At 60.0% G+C, this 23,355-nt stretch carries 13 protein-coding genes; 3 read left to right on the forward strand and 10 right to left on the reverse strand.

Annotation, left to right across the window (positions count from 1 at the left end; translation table 11 throughout):
• Positions 1 to 45: 45 nt before the first annotated feature.
• The 3 genes from ACFMO7_RS14580 (at position 46) to ACFMO7_RS14590 (ending at position 4,590) form a co-directional block, all read left to right on the forward strand.
• Positions 46 to 2,067 (forward strand): copper resistance CopC/CopD family protein, encoded by a 2,022-nt coding sequence (locus ACFMO7_RS14580; RefSeq protein ID WP_376796218.1) that lies wholly within the window; start codon positions 46 to 48, stop codon positions 2,065 to 2,067.
• Between the two features lie 21 nt (positions 2,068 to 2,088).
• The gene (locus ACFMO7_RS14585) at positions 2,089 to 3,279 is read left to right on the forward strand and encodes a WD40/YVTN/BNR-like repeat-containing protein (RefSeq protein ID WP_376796219.1); all 1,191 of its coding nucleotides are present in this window, start codon (positions 2,089 to 2,091) and stop codon (positions 3,277 to 3,279) included.
• A gap of 102 nt (positions 3,280 to 3,381) precedes the next feature.
• Positions 3,382 to 4,590, forward strand: a complete 1,209-nt coding sequence (locus ACFMO7_RS14590) for a YncE family protein (protein ID WP_376796220.1) — start codon at positions 3,382 to 3,384, stop codon at positions 4,588 to 4,590.
• A gap of 116 nt (positions 4,591 to 4,706) precedes the next feature.
• Here the strand turns inward: ACFMO7_RS14590 and ACFMO7_RS14595 are convergent, their stop codons facing one another.
• The 10 genes from ACFMO7_RS14595 to ACFMO7_RS14640 form a co-directional block, all read right to left on the reverse strand.
• Positions 4,707 to 6,464: a hypothetical protein gene (locus tag ACFMO7_RS14595; protein ID WP_376796221.1), complete on the reverse strand. Its 1,758-nt coding sequence runs from the start codon at positions 6,462 to 6,464 to the stop codon at positions 4,707 to 4,709.
• A 16-nt stretch (positions 6,465 to 6,480) separates the two neighbouring features.
• Complete coding sequence (locus ACFMO7_RS14600) at positions 6,481 to 7,326, reverse strand: ABC transporter ATP-binding protein (protein ID WP_376796222.1); 846 nt, start codon at positions 7,324 to 7,326, stop codon at positions 6,481 to 6,483.
• Positions 7,327 to 7,783: 457 nt separating this feature from the next.
• The gene (locus ACFMO7_RS14605; RefSeq protein ID WP_376796223.1) at positions 7,784 to 8,179 is read right to left on the reverse strand and encodes a hypothetical protein; all 396 of its coding nucleotides are present in this window, start codon (positions 8,177 to 8,179) and stop codon (positions 7,784 to 7,786) included.
• Positions 8,180 to 8,268: 89 nt separating this feature from the next.
• The gene (locus ACFMO7_RS14610) at positions 8,269 to 9,930 is read right to left on the reverse strand and encodes a hypothetical protein (protein WP_376796224.1); all 1,662 of its coding nucleotides are present in this window, start codon (positions 9,928 to 9,930) and stop codon (positions 8,269 to 8,271) included.
• A gap of 496 nt (positions 9,931 to 10,426) precedes the next feature.
• A complete protein-coding gene (locus tag ACFMO7_RS14615; RefSeq protein WP_376796225.1) occupies positions 10,427 to 12,802 on the reverse strand; it encodes a serine/threonine protein kinase in 2,376 nt (791 codons plus the stop codon).
• A 404-nt stretch (positions 12,803 to 13,206) separates the two neighbouring features.
• Complete coding sequence (locus ACFMO7_RS14620; protein WP_376796226.1) at positions 13,207 to 14,571, reverse strand: dihydroorotase family protein; 1,365 nt, start codon at positions 14,569 to 14,571, stop codon at positions 13,207 to 13,209.
• Positions 14,572 to 14,582: 11 nt separating this feature from the next.
• Positions 14,583 to 17,771, reverse strand: a complete 3,189-nt coding sequence (carB, locus tag ACFMO7_RS14625; protein ID WP_376796227.1) for a carbamoyl-phosphate synthase (glutamine-hydrolyzing) large subunit — start codon at positions 17,769 to 17,771, stop codon at positions 14,583 to 14,585.
• Positions 17,768 to 18,922, reverse strand: a complete 1,155-nt coding sequence (gene carA / locus ACFMO7_RS14630; protein WP_376796228.1) for a glutamine-hydrolyzing carbamoyl-phosphate synthase small subunit — start codon at positions 18,920 to 18,922, stop codon at positions 17,768 to 17,770. Before carA ends, carB begins: the two co-directional genes overlap by 4 nt.
• Positions 18,923 to 18,938: 16 nt before the next feature.
• Complete coding sequence (pyrB, locus tag ACFMO7_RS14635; protein ID WP_376796229.1) at positions 18,939 to 19,928, reverse strand: aspartate carbamoyltransferase; 990 nt, start codon at positions 19,926 to 19,928, stop codon at positions 18,939 to 18,941.
• A 588-nt stretch (positions 19,929 to 20,516) separates the two neighbouring features.
• Positions 20,517 to 23,075: a DEAD/DEAH box helicase gene (locus ACFMO7_RS14640; protein WP_376796230.1), complete on the reverse strand. Its 2,559-nt coding sequence runs from the start codon at positions 23,073 to 23,075 to the stop codon at positions 20,517 to 20,519.
• Between the last annotated feature and the right edge of the window lie 280 nt (positions 23,076 to 23,355).

The raw sequence follows: 23,355 nt of genomic DNA on the forward strand, positions 1-23,355 counted from the left end.
AGCAAGCGAGGCTATGACTACGCCTACGCAGCCGAGGATAGAACAATGCTGATCAGCAAGGCTTTGCGTCTCTTGGCCCGCTGGCAGTTGGTAATCGGCGCCGTCCTCGTGGCCGCGGCTCTTTTCCTGGGCCTGCCCGGCACGGTTGAGGCTCATGCCGTACTCCTGCGCTCCGATCCCTCCCAGGATGCCCTCTTGCGGGCCGCTCCCACCGAGGTTCGGCTGTGGTTCAGCGAGGACCTGAATCCGGCCCTCAGCAGCGCCGCCGTGGTTAACAGCCATAATCAGCGCGTTGATAAAGGCGATGCTCACGTCTCCTCTGGCGACCCCCGTGAACTTGATCTTGCCTTAAAGGCCAATCTGCCGCCCGATGTCTATGTGGTCGTCTGGCGCAGCGTTTCCAACGTCGACGGGCACGTTCTGCGCGGCTCCTTCCTGTTCACAATAGCCGAGCCCAATGGCGCGATACCGCGCCTGAATGCAAATGCCCCTCCGCCTGGTCAGGACCTGCTCGGAGGTGGCAACACGAGCAGCCTGTATACGGGCCAGATCGATGCCATCGGCCTTTTCAATCTGATTGTGGTGACCTTGAGCGAGCTAGGAGCCATTTTCTGGGTGGGGGCCCAGCTGTGGCGCTTTTTTGTGCTGGAGGCCCTCCCCACCAGCGAGGAGAGCGATAGCCCCGAGGCTGAGGCCATCCGGCAATCGATGCCCGTGCGCTTCGTTCGCCGCTTTGCCGTTCCTACTCTGCTGCTACTCCTGCTGGCCAATCTGGGCGTGCTTATCGGTCAGGCCCTCTTCCTGAGCAATGGCCAATGGAGCGGCGCGCTGGCTCCCTCGCTCCTAATGGAGATGGTCAAGAGCAGCCGCTTCGGCACCTTCTGGCTCGGGCGCGAGGTGGTCATTGTGCTGGCCCTGGCGGTGGCCCTCTACCAGCTTCTGGCCCCTCGGCCCCCGGCCCGGGTCGAACGCGCCTGCGCCTGGCTGAATCTGCTGCTCGGCCTGGCCCTCTTCGGGGCAATGACGCTCTCCAGCCATGCCGCTGCCGTGAGCAGCAACGTTTTTCTCTTCTCTGTCCTCATCGACTGGTTGCACCTGCTCGGTTCAGCTTTCTGGATCGGTGGCATGTTCTATATCGTCACATGCTATCTACCTCTTCTAGAGCAGAAAGCGACACCCCTGCGTGCGCAGTCGCTGACGAGCGTTCTGCCCTATTACTCCCCCTGGGCCATTGTCGGCGTGGTCTTACTGACCCTCACCGGTCCTTTCAGCGCCTCCTTCCATCTGACGGGACCAGGAGAGCTACTGACCACGGCCTACGGGCGCGCGCTGCTGATCAAGATCGTGCTGGTAGGTGCACTGCTCCTGACCAGCGCCTACCATGTGCTGTTTCTGCGTCCTCGCTTGAAAAGGGAATATCGCAAGTATGCCTACTGTCTGGAACGTCTGGAGCCAGGCCGGCAAGATCTGGCGGTCGAGCAGGCAGCCAGGGCTGGGACCGCGGAGGAACCAGAAACGGCACCGCGGCAGAAGCGCTGGACGCGCCAGTTGAAGCTGCGGGAGAAGCGCCTGACCAGGCTCACGGCTCGCCTGACCACTGTACTGCGCTGGGAACCGCTGCTTGGCGTGGGCGTTCTGGTCTGTGTGGGCTTAATGAACGTTTTTGCCGGCACGCTGACCCCTACTACGGCCCTCACTCAGCCAGGCACTACGGTGAGTTCGACACCGACTCCGAAACCGTTTACGACCAGTGTCGCTACCAGCGATGGTCGTTTTACGGTCACGCTGACCGTTTCACCAAACCGCTTTGGTACCAATACTTTTACTGTTAAGGTCAGCGATCGCCAGACACAGCGCCCAACGACGCAGGTCGGCGTGACGCTGTATCTCAACATGCTCGATATGGATATGGGCACCGAGGTGCTGAACTTGCAGCCAATAGCTGGTGGCAGCTTTAGCGGCCACGGCGATCTGACTATGAGCGGCGATTGGCTGGCTCGCGTGCAGATCCGCACGCTAGATAACAGGCTACACGAGGCTCAAATCAAGTTCTTCACTCCATTCTAATGAATGAGGGAACAACGTAGAATGGCTGCTACACTGCTTGGACGGTACAGAGGCCGTTCTCCTGGGCGGAAGGAGGGCCTGGAGAGCGGCCCACGGCGACGTTTTCGGAGACAGGCCGAGTCAGTGGCGCTGGCCCTTCTGCTCTTGGCCCTACTATCGGCGGGTATGCTGGCTTGCACGGTGCCGGGCAGCGGGGCAGCTTCTCCGACGCCCTCAACCCCTACGGTGGCGCCAGAGAAGAACGGCTTTGGCAGCGCCGCCAACCATGTCCACTCCTTGCTCGCCCTTGCCCCTCACGTCCTGCTCCTGGCCACCCATTATGGCCTCTTCCGCTCCAGCGACGGTGGACGGCACTGGCAGGAGGTCGCCGGTGGGCGCGGCCAAATTATGGAGGACCTGATGACCTACTCGCTGACGGCCAGTCCTCTTGATCCGCAGCGTCTCTACGTGCTGACCTACCCCAATGTGAGCAACGCTCGCGGTACACCGGGCCTCTACATGAGCAAGGACCAGGGGCGAACCTGGCACCTGATGGTCAGCAGCGCCAGCCTGACCCAGACAACCATTTTCCTGGCCACCGCCGGCAACGAGAGTCCCGATGAAGTCTATATCTATCTTTCGGATCGCCAGGAGCATGGTCTGCTCGTCAGTCACGACGGAGGAAGCCACTTTCGCGAAGCTGGCAGGCTACCTTTCTCAGTGATCACCGGCCTGTTAGCCCTGCCAGGGGAGCCGGGCCATCTGCTAGTCTATAGCAGCGCAGGCATGGCCCTGAGTAGCGATGGCGGGGCACACTGGCAGTTGATTGTGGGCCTCAATGGCGGCATCTTCGATGCGACTACCGCCGGCCCCAACCAGCCAATCTACGCCAGCGGCGATGCCGGCATGTATCTCTCGCGTGACGGTGGCCGGACCTTTACGCGCAGCACGGGCGCCAACTCTTTCTTTCTTTTGACCTCCCTGGTCGCTGCACCCAGCAATGCCCACATCCTCTACGGCAAAACCGCTACCAACATCTACCGCAGCACCGACGCTGGTCAGAGTTGGACAGCCCTGCCGCCCATCCGGGGCAATTTGAGCGAGCTGGCCGTCGATCCTCTCGATCCCTACCAGCTCTATCTCTCGCTCTCCTACCCAACGGCGGTCTATCTGCTCAGTGGTCAAGGGAGCGGAGCGCACTGGCAGTCGCTTACGCCAGGCAGCACTGGATGAGTGTCGATCAGGACAGGCCAACAAGAACCAGTCCAGCATGCTCCGGCCAGCACCGGTAGACAAGGGCCTAACCCAACAAGCAAATAAATAAGGAACGGGACTATGCGCATATCTGTTGGAGGACGAGGATCGGCTTTTTTGATGAGCCTGCGACTCTCCCTGCTGATAGCTGTGAGCCTGACCCTTCTTGCAGGATGGAGTAGTTCGCAGGTGGCTCGAGCCGATGGGGGAGCACCCAACCTGGCCTACGTGGCGGGCGGGGGCAACGGAATCGGCGTGATCGACATCGTGAAGCAGCAGGTCCAGACCTCGATCCGTCTGGCGGGCGATCCTCAGATGACCTACCTCAGCCTGGACGGGCGCTTTCTCTATGTGACTCAGCCTGGCCTGGGCAGTGTGAGCATGATCGCCGCTCGCACAGGGCAGGTGCTCTGCTCGGCCCATGTCTCGGGTGCACCTACCTTTGTGGCCTTTGACCCCGGGGCCAACCTGCTCTACGCCGCTGGCCCCGAGGCTCCGCTGATCAGCGTGCTCGATCCCACGAACTGCGCGCTGTTAAGGACGATACGCGCGGCGAGCAACGTCGCCGGCCTGGCCGTAGCCGTGGTTGGGAGCGGTATCTCGGGCGGCAAGGGCAACCAGCTCTGGGTTTCAGAGAGCCAGGCACTTGCTGTCTATAACTCTTCGGGTCAGCGTCTTGCTACCGTTCCTGTTCCCCAGGGACCGCTCTCGATTACCATCCCTCTCGGCTCGATTGCCTACGTCAGCACACGCCAGCATAGCATCATCGCCGTCAACCTGGGTACGCGCCAGATCTACCCAACGCTCTTTCGCGGCGGAGATTTCGGCGCTATGGATTACGACGCCATCACGGGCGATATTTATGTGCCAGACAAGGCCAGCCATCAGCTCTACGTCCTGGCTCCCATCGTGCCGGGCAGCCCTCCACCGCCAGAGCCAGATCATCATTTCACCTTCAGCGCCTCCCCTCAGGCTGTGGCCATCACCAGCGATGGCCAGTTTGGCTTTGTGGCCCTGGCCAACGGCGATGTAGCCATGCTCGACATCCCGGCACGCCAGATCATCAAGATCTTTCACGTCGGCGGCTCTCCCCACTTCGTGATTACGGGTCTCTACCCACCCGCCCTGGGGACCACACCCAGCTCGACACAGTCAAGTAACCAGTTCATTACGGCGGCTCTCTACGTCTTGATCGGGCTGGTGATCCTTGGGCCAGCGCTTTTCTTCTGGCTGCGCCTGCGCCTGGAACGAAACCAGAAAGCCAAAGGGGAGACTCAGCATGGCAAGTAAGGCCTGACCCTCCAGCAGCCGAACGCTGTGCCGTCCGCCTCTCTTGCAGGAGAGGGAGGACGGCACGAGGGGTCAGCTCGGGCAGTCGCTCCCTCTTCTCTGTTCTTTCTCTCTCTCTAATCGCGGGCCACTATCTCCAGAATCTCCGGTCCTCGACGCAGCAGCGCCGGCGCAGCCACCAGGCGCGTGAGAACCAGATAAAAAGCAAGACCATAGCCCAGCGAGGCGGGAATAGCCACCACCCAGAGCCAGGTCATGTTGAGCCAGAGCGGGAGCAGCATGGCAAGAATGGCCGGAGCCAGCGAGATCAAGGTGATGGCCAGTACCAGGAGCTGCAGGAAACCGCGGGTACAGCCAGCACCGCTGCTGGAGCCGTAAGAGCTTGTCAGGAGCAAGCCGCGTCTCTGGATCACTGGCTGTGGGAAGAAGACGGAGGCGAGATTGCCCCAGCCAAGCACTACCCCAATGCTGGCCAGCCCCACTACCAGAAACGGCAGCAGGAGATGCCAGAGGCCCAGAAAGAGACATTCGAAGGCCAACATCAACAGCAAGATCACCAGACCAGGGATCAGGGCGGCCAGGTTCTTGCCAAAGAAAACACGCTCCGGCTTTATCGGATAGAGGAGGAGAACCGTCAACGGCTTGCGCTCCAATCCCAGGGAGTTGAGCGAGAGTATCACCAGGTAGAGAAAGACGATGAAAGGAGGATAGAAGAGCAGGAACCAGCTATCCGCCGATGAGTAGCTGCCGCCTCTGCCGATGAAAGGAGCGATTAAGGCCACGCAGGCAAAGACCAGGGGCATGATCAACTGCCCGAGCAACTGCGGATCGCGCCGGAAGTAGCGCAGCTCCTTGATAGTCAGGGCAAGTGTCTGCGGCGAGATGAAACGCGAGAACCAGGGGGCACCAACCTGGGCCTGAACCGGTCCCGGAGCCGCCAGCGCGCCCAAGGCCGCCGGACGAGAGACGGGGGTCCTCGCCCTCTCCAGGGGACGCCTGACCTGCCTCTCCCCTCCCACCTCAGGCTGAGTGATGATGCGCACCATGACCCTTTGCCAGAGGTAGAGCATCATAAAGGTCAGCGCCAGGGCCAGCAATAACCAGCCGAGACAGGCCAGCCAGTTGCCAACTGTCGCGGCCTCGATGGCGTGCGCGATCCAACCCGGCGGTAGCCAGGACAGATAAGGAGAATAGAGGCGTTCTCTCAAGCTCCTGCCCACGCTCTCGAGGAAGACGCCGCGCAGCAAGAGCTGCTGAGCAATGTAAAAGAGAGCGAAGCCGAGAATAATAACCAGGTAGCTGATGTCACGGAAGCGCCGATTCCGCAATAGACCTGAGAGGAGAGCTATGACAAGCTGGCTACAGCTGACCACGAATCCCAGAAAGATAAGCATGGCCACACTGTTCACAAGGAGTAGCCCGGGCGAGAAGGTGAAGCCCGCCACAACCGCGATCAGCAACAGCAGCAGCCCAAAGCTCAGCACGTCAATCAACTGGGAAATGAGGAGGCCCACCATCATCTCCCCGCGCGTCAGGGGAAACTGGAGCAGCTTGGAGATGTCCAGCCCTTCATTCTGATCATACTGGAAAACCGGCAGAAGGATCCAAAGCACCGTGATCACAGTGAGGATCACATAGAGCAGCTCCAGGTTGCTCGGAGCCATCGCCAGGCGATAGCTCATCAGAGAGGCAAAGGCCGCGCCACCGCAGCAGATCGTCACCAATAAGAAAGAGATGACGAAGGTGATAGCGCTCTGAGAATTGCGCGTCATGCCACGAACAAAGAGGCGCCAGCGCAACCACAGCAGCCAACGCAGCTTCTGGGGATCAAGTCTTAGATTTCTAAAAGCGCCAGATGACGAACTAGATGTCATATGGAGGATCTCCTCTTTATTCAAGCCAGCTCAGGTTATGCTCCTCGTTGCGCACACCGATCACGTTCAAGAAGATGTCTTCGAGCGTGGCATCCCGCGGCACATCGCCCGTGCCGCTGGCTCGAGCACGCAGCTCCTGGAGGGAGCCTTCGGCTACCAGTACTCCCTGATTGATGATGCCCACCCGCGAGCAGAGTCGTTCGACCAGCTCCATAATATGGGAAGAAAAAAAGATCGTTGTTCCACGTCTGGTCAGGTCTTGCAGAATATCGCGGATCACTCGTGAGCTGACCGGATCGATCCCCTCGAATGGCTCATCCAGAAAGAGGACTTGCGGGTTGTGAATCAAGGCCGCTGCCAGAGCGATCTTCTTGCGCATGCCTACCGAATAGTCAATAATGAGCTTATCAGCATCCTCTTCCAGGGCCAGCAAGCGAAGCAGCTCATGGGAGCGCCGCCCGATCTCGTCCTTTGACAGCTCATACATGTGGCCGGTGAAGGTCAAGAATTCCCGACCAGTCAGGCGCTCATAGAGGTTGAGCTGCTCAGGGAGTACGCCCATGAGGCGACGCGCCTGCAGCGGTTGCCGCCAGACATCAACGCCAGCCACCCAGACCTGGCCAGCCGTGGGCCGCAGCAAACCAACCATCATCTTGATCGTTGTCGATTTGCCAGCCCCGTTCGGCCCCAGAAAACCGAAGAACTCGCCGCGCTTTACCACCAGGTTGAGGTGATTGACCGCCACTTTCTGGCCAAAGACGCGCACGAGATCACGGGTCACGATCGCCTCCTCCTCCTGCGGTCCTGCTGCTCCCTGTCCAAACGGATTGGCTACGGCAAACTGCCGAGGATCAGCATGCATGCTGTTACCCCCTCTTGTTATAACTAATTGCTATAATGTATAACACGCGGAGACCCCCTTTGTCAAGGACAACGACAATATCAAGGGAGAAAGGAGCCTCTCGCTATAGAAAGACGCAGGCAGAGCGGCCGGCTCCAACGCCATAGGGGAGTGTGAGCACCATAAGCAAGACGGGAGAGCATGGAGAGAAAAAGCATGCTCGCTGCCGACAGGCCCTGGCGGGAGGAAAAAGAAGGCGGGTCAGAGCTTGCTGGTCTTCTGACTGAGAGGAGCAGCCTCAGTGCAGAAGAGGCGCCTGACGCTCCAGGGCAAGCGCGAGTCAAGAGAGCGGTGAGCAGCAGAGCATGCTTTGCTTTTACAACCTCTTATCGAGTGGCGGGCGGACGGCCAGCAGTCGTCTTGGGACGAAAGGACGAAAGAAGGAGGGGCAGCGGCTCTGCGGCCGCTCGCTCCCTGCTCAGGTCATCCATTCCTCGGGGGTTTTGATGCGCACGCCGCCATCGCTGCGCATCTTCATCAGCTTGGCATCCTGCTCCATGCGTGCGCGCAGTTGGGCCATAGAAACCCGATGCCAATAGGCTGCCGGGAACAGGCCGATGCCCAGCGCCAGGGCTGCCGCGATCTCCGCACGGTTGAAGCTCAGATCGGGCGGCAGGTGAAAGGGAATCGAGGTCAGCACGCCCAGGTGAAAGAGGAGTACCACACAGAAGACAGCCAGCTCAATCAGGCCGGCGCCGATATAGGAGAGCACCTCTGTCTTCTTCCGCTTACGAAAGACAATTACAAGCCCGAGATTGAGCAAGAACAGGAAAGCCGTGATAATCAGCGTCAGCCAGACAAAGATCGTTCTCAAAATACTGCCTCCAGCCACAGGCCCACAAGTGGGCAAATTTCGAGCAGGAACAACGACTTACCGTTCCCCGTTACTAGAAAACGATCAGCTCAAGGGGTTGTCACGAGCAGCTTAGAGAAGGCCACCTCCGTTCCTTTCAGGTTCACGAGCAGTCCCAGCGAACCGGACGGGATCGAGCCATCTTGAGCCGTTCCCACCTTCTTACCATTCATGTAGAACGTGAAGTTCTTCCCGCTAGCTACGATTTTCAGAACATTGATGGCTTTTGATCCATGCCCCTGGTGGTATTCCTTGCCGAAGCTCTTCGACCAGATCTTTGTCCAGCGGTTATCTTCCGCCGCAGCGCTATTAAACTTCCAGAACTGGTATTCGCCATCGCTGGTATTGCGCACCTCGAAGGCGTAGAACTGCGTCGTTACTTTACCCCCTTTCGACTGCTGGCTGTAGCGGATAATCATCCCAAACTGGTTATTGATCGAGCCATCATCTCCCTTGATCTCCTCCATCGTCAAGGTATAGGCCAGCGAGGTGCTCAGCAGCGGGCCAGGCGCATCGGGCAGGATGGCCACCGCCATGTTGTTATCGTCGTTGTTAATGATGTGGTAGGCTCCGTCTTTGAAGACGAAGAGGCGTGAGCCAGTCGTGGCCACAGGCCAGTTATGGATATTCTGGTCCAGCGGGTCCTCCATGATCACCGTAGGTGTTGGGGTGCCCTTGACCGTGGCCGTAGCTGTTGGGGCCAGGGCGGTAACGGCCCCCTTTCTCACCTGGGGCGCCGGGCTGGCATGCAGGCGAGCGAACATCAGGATGCCGGAGCCGGTCAGCACCACGAGCAGGACGCACAGCAAGAGGAGCAGATTCCTCTTTTGCTTCCACAGCGAGGCTGGCGAGAAGGTCGTCTGAGGCGCGGCGCCCTGAGCGGTAGAGGAGGGAGTTGGCTCCGTCAGGACCGGTAACATGCTGGTCACATAACGTCCCGGCTGACCAGCGACAGGAATCTGCACCAGGCGCAAGGCCCCCGCCAGAGCTGCAGTGTTCTTGTTGCCGCCCGCTTCGACGAAAGGAGAGGTTCCCAAGGCGCCGGTCGTCGTTCTTGTAAAGGTCCCCGTCGTTCCCGGGAGTGGTCCCGTTAATGGGTTCAGAACGCGCGTGACATTTGGAGAGAAGCCCGCGAAGGAAGCTGGTCCCGGTCCAGGAAAAGGCAATTGGACCTCTGAGGCTTCTGAGCCTGAGCCAGGCAGCGAGGGAGCCTGCATCCCTCCCTGCGACGGGAAAGGTACCTGCGGACCCAGGCCCATCGGGGAGGTACTGGCCTCGGGCAGAGAGCCACCGCCAGGAGAGGGCGAGAAAAAGCTAGCAGGTTCCGACGGGAACGGAGCCGTCGGGCTGGAGCCGGCGGCAGACACCTGAGTCTGCCAGGGTAGCCCCTCACCCGAGAAGGGCCTCTGAGGCGCTTGGGTCTCACCTGCTACAGAGCCTGGTGATATGCTCGCGTCAGCCTGGAGGCGAGCCGCACTCAGCAGACCGAGCTTGCGCATCGGGCGCGAGCCGGGCAGACCAGAGGCGGTGGTCTCTTCCCGTCCTGGCCAGGCATTGCCTGCTGCTGCTGACGCCTCTTCTCCCATCGCCTGACCGGACAGGGCGCTGGTCGTTGACAAGTCAGCGGCATTCGGCGCGCTTTGCTGCTGCCAGATAGGATCAAAGAGGCTCCGTCGCGGGCGTGACTGATCTGGACTCTCGGATGGATGCATCCCCTGCTCTCCTCCCTCTCATGACAAACTGCCTGCTAGCATGAGATCTGGCGAAAGTTGGCAACTGGCTCCAGAGAAGGCGGGCGTTGCCCGCCGCTTCAGCTTCAGAAAGCAACCTGCTGTTGGAGAGAGCCGTAGTTGCCCGCCCACCAGCGGCTGATATCGCCCGCTTCCAGAGGCCAGGGCAGGCGCCAGCTCGGGCTGGTCCTGCTCCTGGACATCGACCATCGCGGGCAGAAGCCTTAACGCCAGGTGGCGCAACGAGGAGGTCACTATCGTCCCTGGACGGAGGGAGCAGAAGAAGGCTGGAAGCCGGGCAGCCTGCAGCAGCCAGTCATCCAAAGTGAGCCTGGTCATGCTCATCTGAGGTGGCCAGTCGCGCTGCTCCGCACCACAGACCCTAACGAGTCCATTGTCCAGGCGAGCAGGCAGAGATAGCTGAGTAGGCCTTTTGAGAGTCAGGTCAGCCAGGACTTCAGCGTTCATGGTCCCCTCGTCAGTTGCGCGTAATCAGCAGGTCCTTAAAAGCGACCTCCGTCCCATTGAGATTTACCAGCATGCCCACTGTGCCCGAGGGCAGTGAGCTATCTTTGGTCTGGCCTACCACCTTCCCGTTGACAATGAAGGTGAAGCTAGAGCCATTTGCAAAGACCTTCAGGGTATTGACGTTTTTGGCGCCCTGTCCCTGATGGAACTCGCTGCCGAACTTCTTGCGCCAGATCGGTGTGCCCCAGGCATTATTGGGTCCGCGGCTATCATCGTACTTATAGAAGCGGTACTCGCCGCTCTTGATATTCTGGACCTCGAAGCTATAGAAGGTCGTTACCGTCTTGCCGTTGCGCGTCTGCTGGCTGAAGCGCAGAATCAGGCCGAAGGAATTGTTGACGTTGGTATCGTCGCCCTTAACCTCCTGCATCGTCAGGCTGTAGCCAATCGGCCCAGTGAAAGGGGCCGACTGCAGGACAACGGCGATCCCCTTCTGGCCATGATTGGTAATATGATAAGCCCCATCCTTAAAGGCGTAGGTATCCGCCGGGGTCGTCGGCCAATCATGGACGTTCTGCGAGAGCGGATCAGAGAAGAGCACATCGCTGGCGTTGGCCGCGGTGGCCATCGGCGAGGCCGTGGCCTGGAGGCCGGGCGTCGCTGTGACCTGCGGGCTACTTTGCCTGCTGGGGTGCAGATGGCCCCAGAGCAGGAGACCAGAGCCGACAACCAGGATGAGGGCCGCCATGATCAAGGTCACAATCATGCGCGCTCGGCGACGCTCACCCCTGGCAAGGCTCTTACTCTGGCCGGTGGTGGGAGCGGTCAGCGGCAACAGGCCGGTAACGTAGCGACCTGGCTGACCAGCCACGGGTACCTTGACTACCTTGACCGGGCCGGTCAACTTCACCAGGGGCGAGGTAGCCGTTGGCTGGGCCTGGGCCACCGGCGCAAGGGCCCCAGTCGTTGTCGACAGGGCCGAAGAGAGCTGTGGCACCTCCTGGCTATCCGGCGGCCTCTGCTCGCGTACGCCCAGCAGGCCAGAACCAGGAGCAGGGGCAGCTACCGATGGCAAGGGATCGGTGAAATTGGGCTGCTGCTCCTCGGCAGTCCAGAGAACGGCGGGCTGCTCATTGGTCACCGGGCCGGCTTGAGCCGCCGTCTCCGGCGCAAGCCCCGTTCCCACGCGGGGGAACATCCCGGTTCGCGAGAGCAGGCCCCCACGGCGACTGGCACTGCTGGCCGCAGGCAGCTTGCCGGTAGGCAGCGAAGGCTCAGCCGTGGGCAGCTTCAGGGAAGGGGCCGCGAAGGCCACCGGCGGGTCCCCAGCCTGCGCCGTCTGCAGCGCGGAGGCCGCCGGCGCAGCAGGCCCTTGTGGCATGGCAGCCGCATTGAGAGCGGGCTGCGGGGCAGTGGCCGACATCCAGCGCGGATCAAGCAAGCCACCGGCGCTGCCAGGAACGGCGAACTTTCCTGAGAGGCCCAGAGCGGCAATCGCGGGATTCTGGCCGGTATCGACAGGGATGCCTGCCGAAGTCAGGGCCAGACGAAAGGCCAGGGCCATTTCCTGGCCTGTAAAGTAACGATCGGCAGGATTTTTGGCGAGCGCTCGCAGAATCACCTGCTCTGCAGCGACGGGCAGATCTGGACGGAAGACGCGTGGCGAAGTGGGTGGCGTCTGCAGATGCTGAGCGGCGATCTGCATAGGGGCCTCGCCTCGGAAGGGCGCCACCCCGGTCACCATCTGGTAGAGAATGACCCCGAGCGAGTAGAGGTCGGCCCGTCCATCGACCGGCTGTCCCAACACCTGCTCGGGAGACATATAGTCGGGCGTGCCCACCGGCGCCCCTGGCCCCGTCAAGCGTACCTGGTTCGCCCGCTCCTCCGAGATAATCTTCACCAGGCCGAAGTCGGTCAGCAGCAAGCGCCCCTCGGGCGTCTTCAGGATGTTGGCCGGTTTGACGTCGCGGTGAATCACGCCCCGTTCATGGGCGCAATCAAGGGCGGCGGCTAGCTGCTCAAGGTAATTGAGAACCTTGGGCAGGGCCATAGCCCCCTCGCGCTCCATCTCATCGCGCAGTGTCCCCCCACTGATGTAGGGCATGACCAGGTAGGCCAGGCCATGCTGCTCCCCATACTCATAGACCGGCATAATATTGGGATGCTCCAGCGAGGCGGCAGCATCCGTCTCGCGCCGGAAGCGCTCCAGAAAGGCCGCTAGCTGATGAGGTGTCAGCGAGGCCATCGGGAAGAGCACCTTCACAGCCACCTGACGGCGCGGTCGCGACTGCTGTGCCAGGAACACCGCGCCCATACCACCCTGCCCGATCAAGCGCTGGAGCGTGCAGGTCCCCAGCTTCATTCCAATCAAAGCTTCAGGATTCATGCAACATCCTCTTTTGTTTCAATCGCCCAGCCGCGATTGTGCTTCGGCAACGACGTGCAACCCAGTCTTCAGCGCGCAGGCACGTCGGGGGGGGTACACCACAGTGTATCGTGAAATATTTTTTCGTTTGTACATCTTAGTTAATTTACACAGCGCTGACAATGAATCCGCCTGGCAGGCATGACCAAAGTAATGGTTGTGGGTGATGGCTCTCTCTAGCCCAGCGAGAGGACCATCCTTCCCCCATTAGCCAATTCTCATAAGGAGAAAGCACCTGCCCGCGGGCCTGCCTGGCCGCCTTTGGAGCGCTTTTCGCACAAGCAAGAAAGAAGCAGGTGCTCTCTCCTTCTATGCTGAGAGGAGAGAGCACCTGCTCACTCAGGGGAAAACAGGTCTGCTGGCCGCTAGCCACGGGCGGCTGTCCGCTTTAGAAGCTGGCCCCGAGGCTCGCCGATGACCTGGCCATCGCGATAGACCAGATGGCCACGCAAAAAGGTCGCTACTGGTCGTCCAACCAGCTCTTGACCTTCATAGACAGACCATCGATTTTTGGTATAGAGATCCTCTTTTCTTACCTTCCAGGGTTGCTCGGTATCGAGGACCACAACGTCAGCATCCTTGCCCACAGCCAGCCCCCCTTTCTGCCCGAAGCCAAAGATGCGCGCGATATTGGCCGAGGTGACCTGAGCGATGCGGATCAGACCTTCTTCCAGGGTCGCCCGGCCAAAACGCTGAATCCAGTTGCTCACCAGGACGGGCAGGGCCTCCTGCAGTCCAGGCATGCCCGAGGCTACTTCCCAGACGCTCTCCTTCTGCTTCTCGGCCAGGGTATGGGGGGCATGATCGGTCACCACTGTGTCGATTTTGCCGGCCCGCAGAAGCTGCCAGAGCTGCTGCTGGGCCTCTGGCGAGCGCAGGGCCGGGGCAATGTTGATCAGGTTCCCATAGCGGGCATAATCGGCGCTGCTCAGGGCCAGATGGGCCGTGGTGACCTCGCCATAGACCTCCACGCCGATCCTCCGGCCAAAGTCGACGGCGGCCAATTCCTCCGGCGTCGAGAGGTGCAGCAGGTAGAGCTTGACCCCGAAGTACCTGGCCAGCGAGATCATCTCGAGCACCGAGGTCAGCACCACCGCGAGGTTGCGCACCTCTCCCCAGGCCGCTGGATCATGCCGTCCCGCGATGTCGCGATACTGATAGAGAAAGTGATCGATCAGCTCCTGATTCTCGGCGTGCACGATGGCCATCAGGCCCCGCTCGCCCAGAATGCTAAAAATGCGGGCCAGGTCGCTCAGGCGCGGAATGGTGGTCGGCGTGCTCAAGTGACCGGCGGCAAAAATTTTGACTCCGGTGATCTTATCTACATCGATAGCCCTTAGCTCATCGATCTCTTCGCGCGAGACCCCCATATTGATGGCAAAGTCGCAGTAGGAGCGTGCCGCGTATCTCTGGATCTGCTCCTCAACCCGTGCAGGGGTAGTGGTTGGGGGCCTGGTGTTGGGCATATCCAGGATGGTAGTATAGCCTCCGGCCAGGCCCGCCCGCGTTCCGTGAGCAATATCCTCCTTGTACTCAAGCCCCGGCTCGCGCATGTGGCCATGCACCTCGATTAAGCCCGGGAGCAGATACTTGCCCCGGAAATCGAAGACCTCCCCTGTACAGTCCGAGAAGCCTTCTTCTATGCGCTCGATACGGCCTTCCACCACGGTCAGTGTTCCGTTGATAATGCGATCGGGCAGCACGAGCGCGCCCATGAGAGTTGTAGGCATAGTGCAGCTCCTCAATACTCGCTCCAGGACTTGATGGGGATCGTCCGCAGGTCCTTGTTGACGATGGCCCGTGCGAAGAGGCGCACCTGCTTCACCTTGGTCAGCAGAGGAATGTTATGATCAACTGCCGCCCGGCGTATGGTGTAGTTATCATCAACCTCCTTCATCACATAGTTATCGACGACATTGATGGCGAGATCGATTTTGCGCTCGCGGAAGTAGGTGAGGACGTTCGGCTCCTTCTCTTCATGGATCTTGAAGAGCATCTCCGCCTCAATCCCATGCTGGCGCAGGAAGGCGCAGGTCTTCTCGGTTGCATAGAGCGGAAGGCCCAGAGAAGCCAGCAATTTGGCGGTCTCCAGGAACTTCTGCTTCTTCTCCTCGCTACCAATGCTGATGAAGATGCCCTTCTGTGGAATGTGGCTGCCCGTGGCAATGACGGCCTTGAGATAGGCCTCCTCGAGATCCTCGCCGAAGCAGGCCACCTCACCGGTCGAGGCCATCTCGACTCGCAGCAACGGATCAGCTCCCGTCAGGCGCGAGAAGGAGAACTGTGGTGCCTTCACCGCGGTAAAGGTCAGAGGTGGCAGCTTGACGGGCGCGATCTCCTTCTGGAAGAGGGCATCGATGAACAATTCGATGAAATTGACGCCGGTGACCTTCGAAATGAAGGGGAAGGTCCGTGAGGCGCGCAGATTCGCTTCGATGACATAGACCTGGTTATCCTTGGCCAGGAACTGGACGTTGAAGGGGCCAGTGATCTCCAGGGCCTGCGCGATGGCGCGCCCCGCCTCCTCGATGCGCCGCAGCGTTTCAGCGTTAATGGTCTGAGGCGGCAGGACAATCGTAGCGTCTCCCGAGTGGACGCCGGCGTTTTCGACGTGCTCCGAGATCACGAAGGCTTTGATCTCGCCGCGCTGAGCGACCGCATCTAGCTCGACCTCTTTGACCTTCTGGAAGAACTTGGAGACGGTCACAGGGTGCTCCGGCGAGACGGCAGCCGCATACTTGGTGTAGCGCTCCAACTGCTCCGGGGTATAGCAGACGTTCATGGCGCTGCCGGAGAGCACATAAGAAGGGCGCACCAGGACCGGATAGCCGACACGCTCAGCAAAGCCGAGAATGTCCTCGACCGTCTCGAAGGTATCCCAGGCCGGCTGGCGAATGCCCAGCTCGTCCAGCAGGCGCGAGAATTTCGAGCGATCCTCGGCCTGGTCGATGTGCTCGGCAGAGGTCCCCAGGATGGGAATACCGTAGGCATGCAGGGCCTTGACTCGATTGTTGGGGGTCTGTCCGCCGACCGAGACGATTACTCCTTCAGGACCTTCGAAGTCGCAGATGTCGGCGATGCGCTCAAAGGTCAGCTCCTCAAAGTAGAGGCGATCGGACATGTCGTAGTCCGTAGAGACCGTCTCTGGGTTACAGTTGATGACAATGGAGCGCCTCCCATACTTCTTGAGGCCCTGGACCGCGTTGACGCTGCTCCAGTCAAATTCTACGGAAGAGCCAATCCGATAGGGACCGGAGCCAAGCACCACCACGCCTTGTCTGCCCAGCGGTTCGACGTCGTGATGGTGCCCATTGTAGGTCATATAGAGATAGTTGGTGTCCGATGGGAACTCGCCTGCCAACGTATCGATCTGAAAGACCGAGGGCAGCACTCCATAGCGCTTGCGCAGCGCCCGAATCTCCAGCTCCGTCTTACCGGTCAGCTCGCCAATGCGCCTGTCGGAGAGACCCGCCTGCTTCAGGAACAGCAGACGGGCAGCGCTCAGCTCGGGATCGCGCTCCAGTTCCTGCTCCAGCTTCACAATGTGCTGGATGCGATACAAGAACCAGGGATCAATGCCCGTAATCTCGCTGATCTGCTCGACCGAGAAGCCATTGCGCAGCGCCACAGGGAGAGCAAAAATGCGCTTGGGCGTGGGAGTGTAGAGATATTTATCGATGATCGCGGCCTCACTTCCCTCATCGAGAAAGACCCGCTTCGAGGTTGCGCCTTCCAGGCCGAGGTCCAGCATGCGGATAGCCTTTTGATAGGCTTCCTCAAAGGTCCGCCCAATGCCCATGACCTCGCCAACCGACTTCATGCTCGTGCCAATGGTCTGGTCGGCGCCCTTAAATTTGTCCAGGTCCCAACGGGGAATCTTGACAACGACATAGTCCAGGCTCGGCTCAAAGCAGGCCTGGGTCACGCCCGTGACCTTGTTGGTCAGCTCGGGAAGCGCATAGCCCAGAGCCAGCTTGGCAGCCACGTAGGCTAGCGGATAGCCGGTCGCCTTGCTGGCCAGGGCCGAGCTGCGCGAGAGGCGCGCGTTGACTTCAATGACGTAGTACTCGGAGGTGCGCGGGTTGAGGGCGAACTGCACATTGCACTCGCCCACGATCCCCAGGCTCCTCACAATGGCAATCGCCGCTGAGCGCAGCGTATGATACTCGCTGTTGGTGAGCGTCTGGCTGGGGGCCAGGACCACCGACTCGCCGGTATGGATGCCCAGCGGGTCCATGTTCTCCATATTGCAGACCGTGATGCAATTATCATAGGCATCACGGACCACTTCGTACTCGACCTCTTTGTAGTGATGCAGGTATTGCTCAACCAGCACCTGGGGAGAGAAGGCCAGGGCACTGGTCACGATGCGCTGCAGCTCTTCCATATTGTGGGCAATACCAGACCCCTGGCCCCCCAGGGCAAAACCGGCCCGCAGCATGACCGGAAAGCCAATGGCCTGCGCGATTTCTTGCGCCTCCTCCAGCGATTCGGCGCTCTTGCTCGCTGGCGTAGGAATATTGATTCTGTGCAGGTGTTCGGCGAATTCTTGACGATCCTCTGTCAGGATAATGGCGGTGACAGGCGTGCCCAGAATCTCTACCCGATATTTCTCCAGCACCCCGCTCTTGAATAGCTCGACCCCGCAGTTGAGGGCCGTCTGGCCGCCGAAAGAGAGGAGAATGCCATCGGGGCGTTCCTTCTCGATGATGCGCTCGACAAAGAAGGGCGTGACCGGCAGAAAGTAGACCTGGTCGGCCAGCTCCCTGGAAGTCTGAATGGTCGCAATGTTGGGATTGACCAGAACGGTTGAGATCCCTTCCTCACGCAGCGCTTTGAGGGCCTGGGAGCCGGAGTAGTCGAATTCTCCGGCTTGCCCAATCTTGAGGGCCCCCGCGCCGAGAACCAGGACCTTGCGCAGTTTTTTCATCGTGAGCCGCGAGCCTCCTTTTCAGCGCGAACGCGCGCGAGAAAATGATCAAAAATCCAATCGGTATCCATCGGGCCTGGCCTGGCCTCGGGATGGAACTGTACGGAGAAGAAAGGAAGCTCGTGATGGACCATACCTTCATTGGTGCCATCGTTGCCATTAATAAACCAGGGCGCAAATCCTGACGGCAGTGTCCCAACCGCAAACCCATGATTTTGTGTAGTGATAAAGCAGCGTTTGCTATCGTTCAGCAGACATGGCTGATTCTGGCTGCGATGCCCGAACTTCATCTTATAGGTATCGCCCCCGGCGGCCAGGGCCAGGAGCTGGTGACCCAGGCAAATGCCCAGCATTGGAACGGCCCGCTCCAGGGCGATCTGGATCGTTCGGATGGTCTTCTGCACCGTCTTCGGATCGCCGGGGCCATTCGAGATCACAATGCCATCGAAATCGAAGGCGCTGGCGGGTTCGAAGAGATCGTAGTCCCAGGGGACCCGGATCAGGCGCACATTGCGTCTGAGCAGAGAGCGCACGATATTATGTTTGGTGCCACAGTCGATCAAGACAATCGTGAGATCGCCCTCGCCCAGGCGCTGAACCTCCTTGCATGAGACGCGCGCGACGAGATTATCGAGGTTTGGATCATAGAACGGCAGATCCTCGTCGTCGATCACAATCTTGCCCAGCATCGTCCCATGCGTACGGATATGCCGCGTCAGCAGGCGCGTATCCTTGATTTCCAGGGCCGGCACCCTCTGCTGCTGCAGCCAGGCGCGCAGGCTCATCGCGCTCTGGGCATGCGAGGGCGTGTCAATATAGTCGGAGACAATCAGCCCGGAGATGTGGATGCGTTCGCCCTCCCAGTGCGCCGACTGCGGGACGCCATAGTTGCCGATCAGCGGGTAGGTCATCGCCAGAATCTGGCCCCCATAGGAGGCATCGGTCATCGCTTCTGGATAACCGACCATCCCCGTGCAAAACACAACCTCACCGGCAGTAGAAGCCTCATAGCCGAAGGAGGTACCTTCGAAGGTCGTCCCATCCTCCAGGACAAGCCTTCCACGGCGTGCACCGGTATCGGTGGCAAAGCGAGCAAGATCCGCAAGGCTTTCCTCAGCCAGAAAGGTTCGATCTACCATGTTCTGCTGCATCCAGAAGTCCTTTCAACTACGCTTTCCCCAGAATCAAGGCCATTAAGGCCATGCGGGTATACAAACCGTTCCTGATCTGGGAACGCAGATAGACCGCGCGCTCGTCGCCATCGACGGCGGGATCAATCGTCCCAACACGCGGTAAGGGATCCATCAGAATCATCTCGCGATTGGCACGCTCAGCCAGTAAAGCCGGTGTCACCTGGAACGAAGCAGCAGCCAACTTTTGATACTCATCGAGAGATGAAAGTCGCTCTTTCTGAATACGTGTCCAATACCAGAAATGACAGTCATTCGGAATTTCTCGCTCACTGTGGATCTCGACGATCTCAATGCCCCGCCCTTGCAGGACAGCCAGATCTTCACGCGCGAGGCGCAGCGCCTCTGGTGATAAGAGATAGACGGTATTGCCCTCAAAAAGCGACAGGCCACGGATGAGCGAATGCAATGTCCGGCTGTTAAGCGGATCACCGGCTAACAAGCCCTTTAGATGATCGAGACGCCCAAAGCGCTCGTAGATTGTGAAGAGATCGAGCAGCGTCTGCGTGGGATGCTCATTGTTGCCATCGCCGGCGTTGATGACCGGCACACCGGCGACCTCGGCAGCCCTCTGAGCCGCCCCCGAGAGAGGATGGCGCAGGACAATCGCCTGCGTATAGGCCGCAAAGACGCTGATCGTGTCCTCGAACGACTCTCCCTTCCAGACTGAGCTGACCACCTCCGGGTTTTGGATATCAAGCGTTTGTCCACCAAGCCGCTTGACCGCAGCCGCAAAGGAGCCAAAGGTTCGGCTGGAGGGTTCGTAGAACAACAAGGCTACCAGTTGACCAGCGAGCAGCTGAGAAGGCTCGCTCGCCAGGACCAGCTCCTTCATCTCGCGCGCTAAGGCGAAGACTCTATACAGATCAGCGGCTGAAAATTGATCCAGCGATAGGATATCTTTCCCCCTGAAGTCTCCGCTGATCAGTTCAAGCGAGCCAGGCGGATGAGTGATCACCTGATTCATGCTGTCCTCCAGCTAGCCTTTCAGCACAACCTATTGACTGATCATACGCTTGTCAGTTCTCCATGCCTCTTAAGTAAGTCAGCAGGGAACCTCGGAGCGGAGCAAGAGCGAGCGTAAGAGCTTCCTCCTCGCTTGCTAAGGTTGCAGGTCTGCTCTGCCAGAGGCTATAAAAAAATTCCCCACCCCTGCTTCCAGGGGTGAGGAAAAAATCTTCTTCCTCAGGCAAGACACCGGGTCCACCCCATCTGTTTTTCAGCATGTGCACTTTCAGCCTTGGCATTTCAGTATCCCCAGTTCCAGTCTCCTCACTTCAATGTCCTCAGAAGCGAATCAGGCCATCCGACATTGCCCAGGACCATGATGGAGCCAGACCCTCTGTCCACCAGCTTGCTGAGCAGATCCGTTCCAAATCGTCATATATTTATACACGTTACCGTGCTAAAAGTCAATAGCCAACAGGTACTTAGCAGCAGGCTTGCGGGAAACAGCCCCACCGACCGTCCCGGGAGGAGGACGGAGCGGTGGAGCAGCAGGGTCAGGACCGGCAGGCACAGAGGCCGCCTACGCTGCGCCAGTTTTTACCCGCGCCTAAGCCTCTTCAACCAGATCCTGAAGGGCCTCGTGAGGATCGCTGTCCTCCTCGGCATCAAGCGGCAGCTCCTCGCCATCGACGCGCGCTACCATCGATGGCACGGTACGGCTTTGCAGGATGATGCCCCTCATCAGCAGAGCACTGGCCTGAGCAAACAAAGGCCGCAGGCGCGTGAGGCGTTCATACTGCTCCTGTTGCTCTAGCAGGTGGCGCCGGACCTGCTTCAGGGTGGAGCGACTAAGGCCGGCGCCGTCGTAGGGCCAGGTCAGTCCCTCGGACCAGAAATCGCCCTTATCGAGTAGCTGGCCGATGGCTCCCTGGACCTGCTGTAAGAGGTCTATGGTCTGATTGAGGAGCATGAGAATGTCGCCCTCGGCCAGATCGATGCGCCGCAGCAGCCCGTTCAGAGACATTCCGCGCGCCCAGGAGAGGGCTACGCCGTGAAACTCGGGGACGATACGTGGGGTCAGCGAGAGGCCGACCATCTCCTCCGTCTCACAGACCCGCCTCTCGATCTGCTTCAGCTCGCGCCGCACTTCCTTGAGACGTGAGTTGAGCACATGGCGATTGTAGAGGCGTCGATCGTTGTCAAAGGTGAACCAGCTACAGACCTCCGCCAGTTCCGCTGGCGTTAGCCCATCCAGGACCCCATCCATGATCAGCTCGACAATGAGGATGCCCGCCGGATGGAAAATGCTGCGCAGCAGGCGCCCACGCAGGGTCAGGCGATCATCGTCGCCGATGTAATCCAAGGCCCGCAGCACCAGGACCGTGCCTTTCAGCTCCTCTCTCCCCTGCCGGCTGAGCTGCAGTTGACGGCGCCGTCGCTGGCTGCGCTCCAGGGCCCGGGCCGCTGCCTCCGCCGCCTTGAGCTTTTTCGTGCTGACCTTGCGCCCCTGACGTAGCTGGTGCTCGACCTGGTGAATGAAGCGCAGCTCCTGCTCCTCCCAGGCCCGATAACGCTGATATTCCCTCAGGCTAGAGGCACAGATGCGCTGCAGATGCTCAATGTCTCCCTCGCGCCAGAGATTGAGGATCGAATTGTAGCGAATCACGAAGGAGCTGTAGACGGGATGCAGCTCAGCGGTGATGCGAGCAAAAGCTTCTTCAAACGGCTCCCAGGGCGAGTAAGGGATGACGGCAGCCCCCCGCACATCCATGCCCCGTCGGCCCGCCCTCCCAGTCAGTTGGCGATACTCGTTCGGCGTCAGGAGGCGCATCTCGATGCCATCGAACTTGCTCAGGCTTCCCACCACCACGGAGCGAGCCGGCATGTTGATCCCTAGAGCCAGGGTATCGGTAGCGAAGACCGCCCGCAAATGACCTTGCGCGAAGAGCGTCTCCACCAGGACCTTGAGACCCGGGAGCAATCCGGCGTGATGGAAGGCTAAACCGCGAGGCAAGAGATTGACCAGGGCATGTACCTGTTGCAGATTGCGATCTTCGGGCGGAAGCTGCTCCAGCCAGACCCGGATCTCCTCGCGGATGCGCTCCTGCTCCTGCGGAGAGGTGAAGAGATGGCGCGACGCGCTCATCGCTGCCTCTTCGACAGCGCGCCGTCCAGGCAGAAAGTAGAGGCAGGGCAAGAGATCGGCATCGCGAAGGGCCGTCAGCACCTCGCCCGGCTCTGGAGCCCGGCGAAGAGGGGCGCGCGCCCGCTTCTGCCTGGGGCGAGCTTTCTCCTCACCAGCAGAGGCGCTCGCCCCAGAGGAGGCAGCGCTCTGTCCATCAAGGGAAGCGCTCTCAGCAGCCCCTGTCTCCTCGCCGCTCAGCTCTACCTCCCCCTCGTCCTCCTCCTTCCAGTCCTGCCTGAAAGCATAGCGTCGCGCCAGGCGCGCCTCACCCCCTACATTGGGGAAGCGCTCCACGCGCCGCCCTTCGGCGTCCTGGACGAGATGGAGCTTGCCGTCGAGAAAGTAGTAATGCTCCAGCGGCACGGCCCGCTCTTCGTGCACCACCAGTGCCACCGGGCGATGCACGCGACTGATCCAGTCGGCCAGCTCCTGAGCATTGCTGACGGTCGCTGAGAGGCCGACAAGCTGCACATGGGGAGGCGAGCAGATGATGGCCTCCTCCCAGACGGGGCCGCGCTCGGGGTCGCTGAGATAATGCAGCTCATCGAAGACCACGTAGGCAACATCGGCCAGAGAAGAAGGGCCGCCCGCCGCTCCCTCCTCCAAGAGCATATTGCGATAGACCTCGGTCGTCATAATGACGATCGCCGCTCGACTGCGTTCCACAATGTCTCCGGTGACGAGGCCGACCGTCTCTGGCCCATAGGCGGCGCGTAAATCGCGGAACTTCTGATTCGAGAGTGCTTTCAAGGGGGTAGTGTAGATGACACGGGCACCCTGCTGCCAGGCTTTCCAGATGGCGTACTCAGCTACCAGGGTCTTCCCCGTTCCTGTCGGGGCCGCCACCAGCACCGACCGCCCCTGCGCAAGGTGAGCTATGGCTTCTTTCTGAAAGGTGTCGAGAGGGAATGGATACCGACTTGCAAATGCCTCTATCTCTTCTTGAAACTCAGGTCCAACCTCCACGTTTCTCTTGCCCATTTCAACCTTTCTCTAACGCGCTACCGGCAAACAGACTACGGTGCCGCTCAACATGAAGGACCATTTTCCGCATGGGAGATTTGATGTCGCCATTATGTTTCATGGTCCCATTGTAGCATGAAAGAAGGAAGGGGGCAAGCAGGGCCTGCTATCGGCGCAGGCGAAAGAGCCAGCCAACCAGCCGGGTCGCAGCTACCAGCAGGCGGAGACCTTCTCCCCTGGCCCTGGCCAGTAGCAGCGGGCAGCGGCGGCCAAAAAGCTGAGCTGAGGAGAGCATAGG

Source organism: Thermogemmatispora sp., assembly GCF_042408735.1.
Classification (GTDB): domain Bacteria; phylum Chloroflexota; class Ktedonobacteria; order Ktedonobacterales; family Ktedonobacteraceae; genus Thermogemmatispora.

Bases quoted from the DNA above. Each gene is read 5' to 3' on its own strand.
- ACFMO7_RS14580 (WP_376796218.1), top strand. From the start codon at position 46: ATGCTGATCAGCAAGGCTTTGCGTCTCTTGGCCCGCTGGCAGTTGGTA.
- ACFMO7_RS14585 (WP_376796219.1), top strand. From the start codon at position 2,089: ATGGCTGCTACACTGCTTGGACGGTACAGAGGCCGTTCTCCTGGGCGG.
- ACFMO7_RS14590 (WP_376796220.1), top strand. From the start codon at position 3,382: ATGCGCATATCTGTTGGAGGACGAGGATCGGCTTTTTTGATGAGCCTG.
- ACFMO7_RS14595 (WP_376796221.1), bottom strand. From the start codon at position 6,464: ATGACATCTAGTTCGTCATCTGGCGCTTTTAGAAATCTAAGACTTGAT.
- ACFMO7_RS14600 (WP_376796222.1), bottom strand. From the start codon at position 7,326: ATGCATGCTGATCCTCGGCAGTTTGCCGTAGCCAATCCGTTTGGACAG.
- ACFMO7_RS14610 (WP_376796224.1), bottom strand. From the start codon at position 9,930: ATGCATCCATCCGAGAGTCCAGATCAGTCACGCCCGCGACGGAGCCTC.
- ACFMO7_RS14615 (WP_376796225.1), bottom strand. From the start codon at position 12,802: ATGAATCCTGAAGCTTTGATTGGAATGAAGCTGGGGACCTGCACGCTC.
- ACFMO7_RS14620 (WP_376796226.1), bottom strand. From the start codon at position 14,571: ATGCCTACAACTCTCATGGGCGCGCTCGTGCTGCCCGATCGCATTATC.
- carB (WP_376796227.1), bottom strand. From the start codon at position 17,771: ATGAAAAAACTGCGCAAGGTCCTGGTTCTCGGCGCGGGGGCCCTCAAG.
- carA (WP_376796228.1), bottom strand. From the start codon at position 18,922: ATGCAGCAGAACATGGTAGATCGAACCTTTCTGGCTGAGGAAAGCCTT.
- pyrB (WP_376796229.1), bottom strand. From the start codon at position 19,928: ATGAATCAGGTGATCACTCATCCGCCTGGCTCGCTTGAACTGATCAGC.
- ACFMO7_RS14640 (WP_376796230.1), bottom strand. From the start codon at position 23,075: ATGGGCAAGAGAAACGTGGAGGTTGGACCTGAGTTTCAAGAAGAGATA.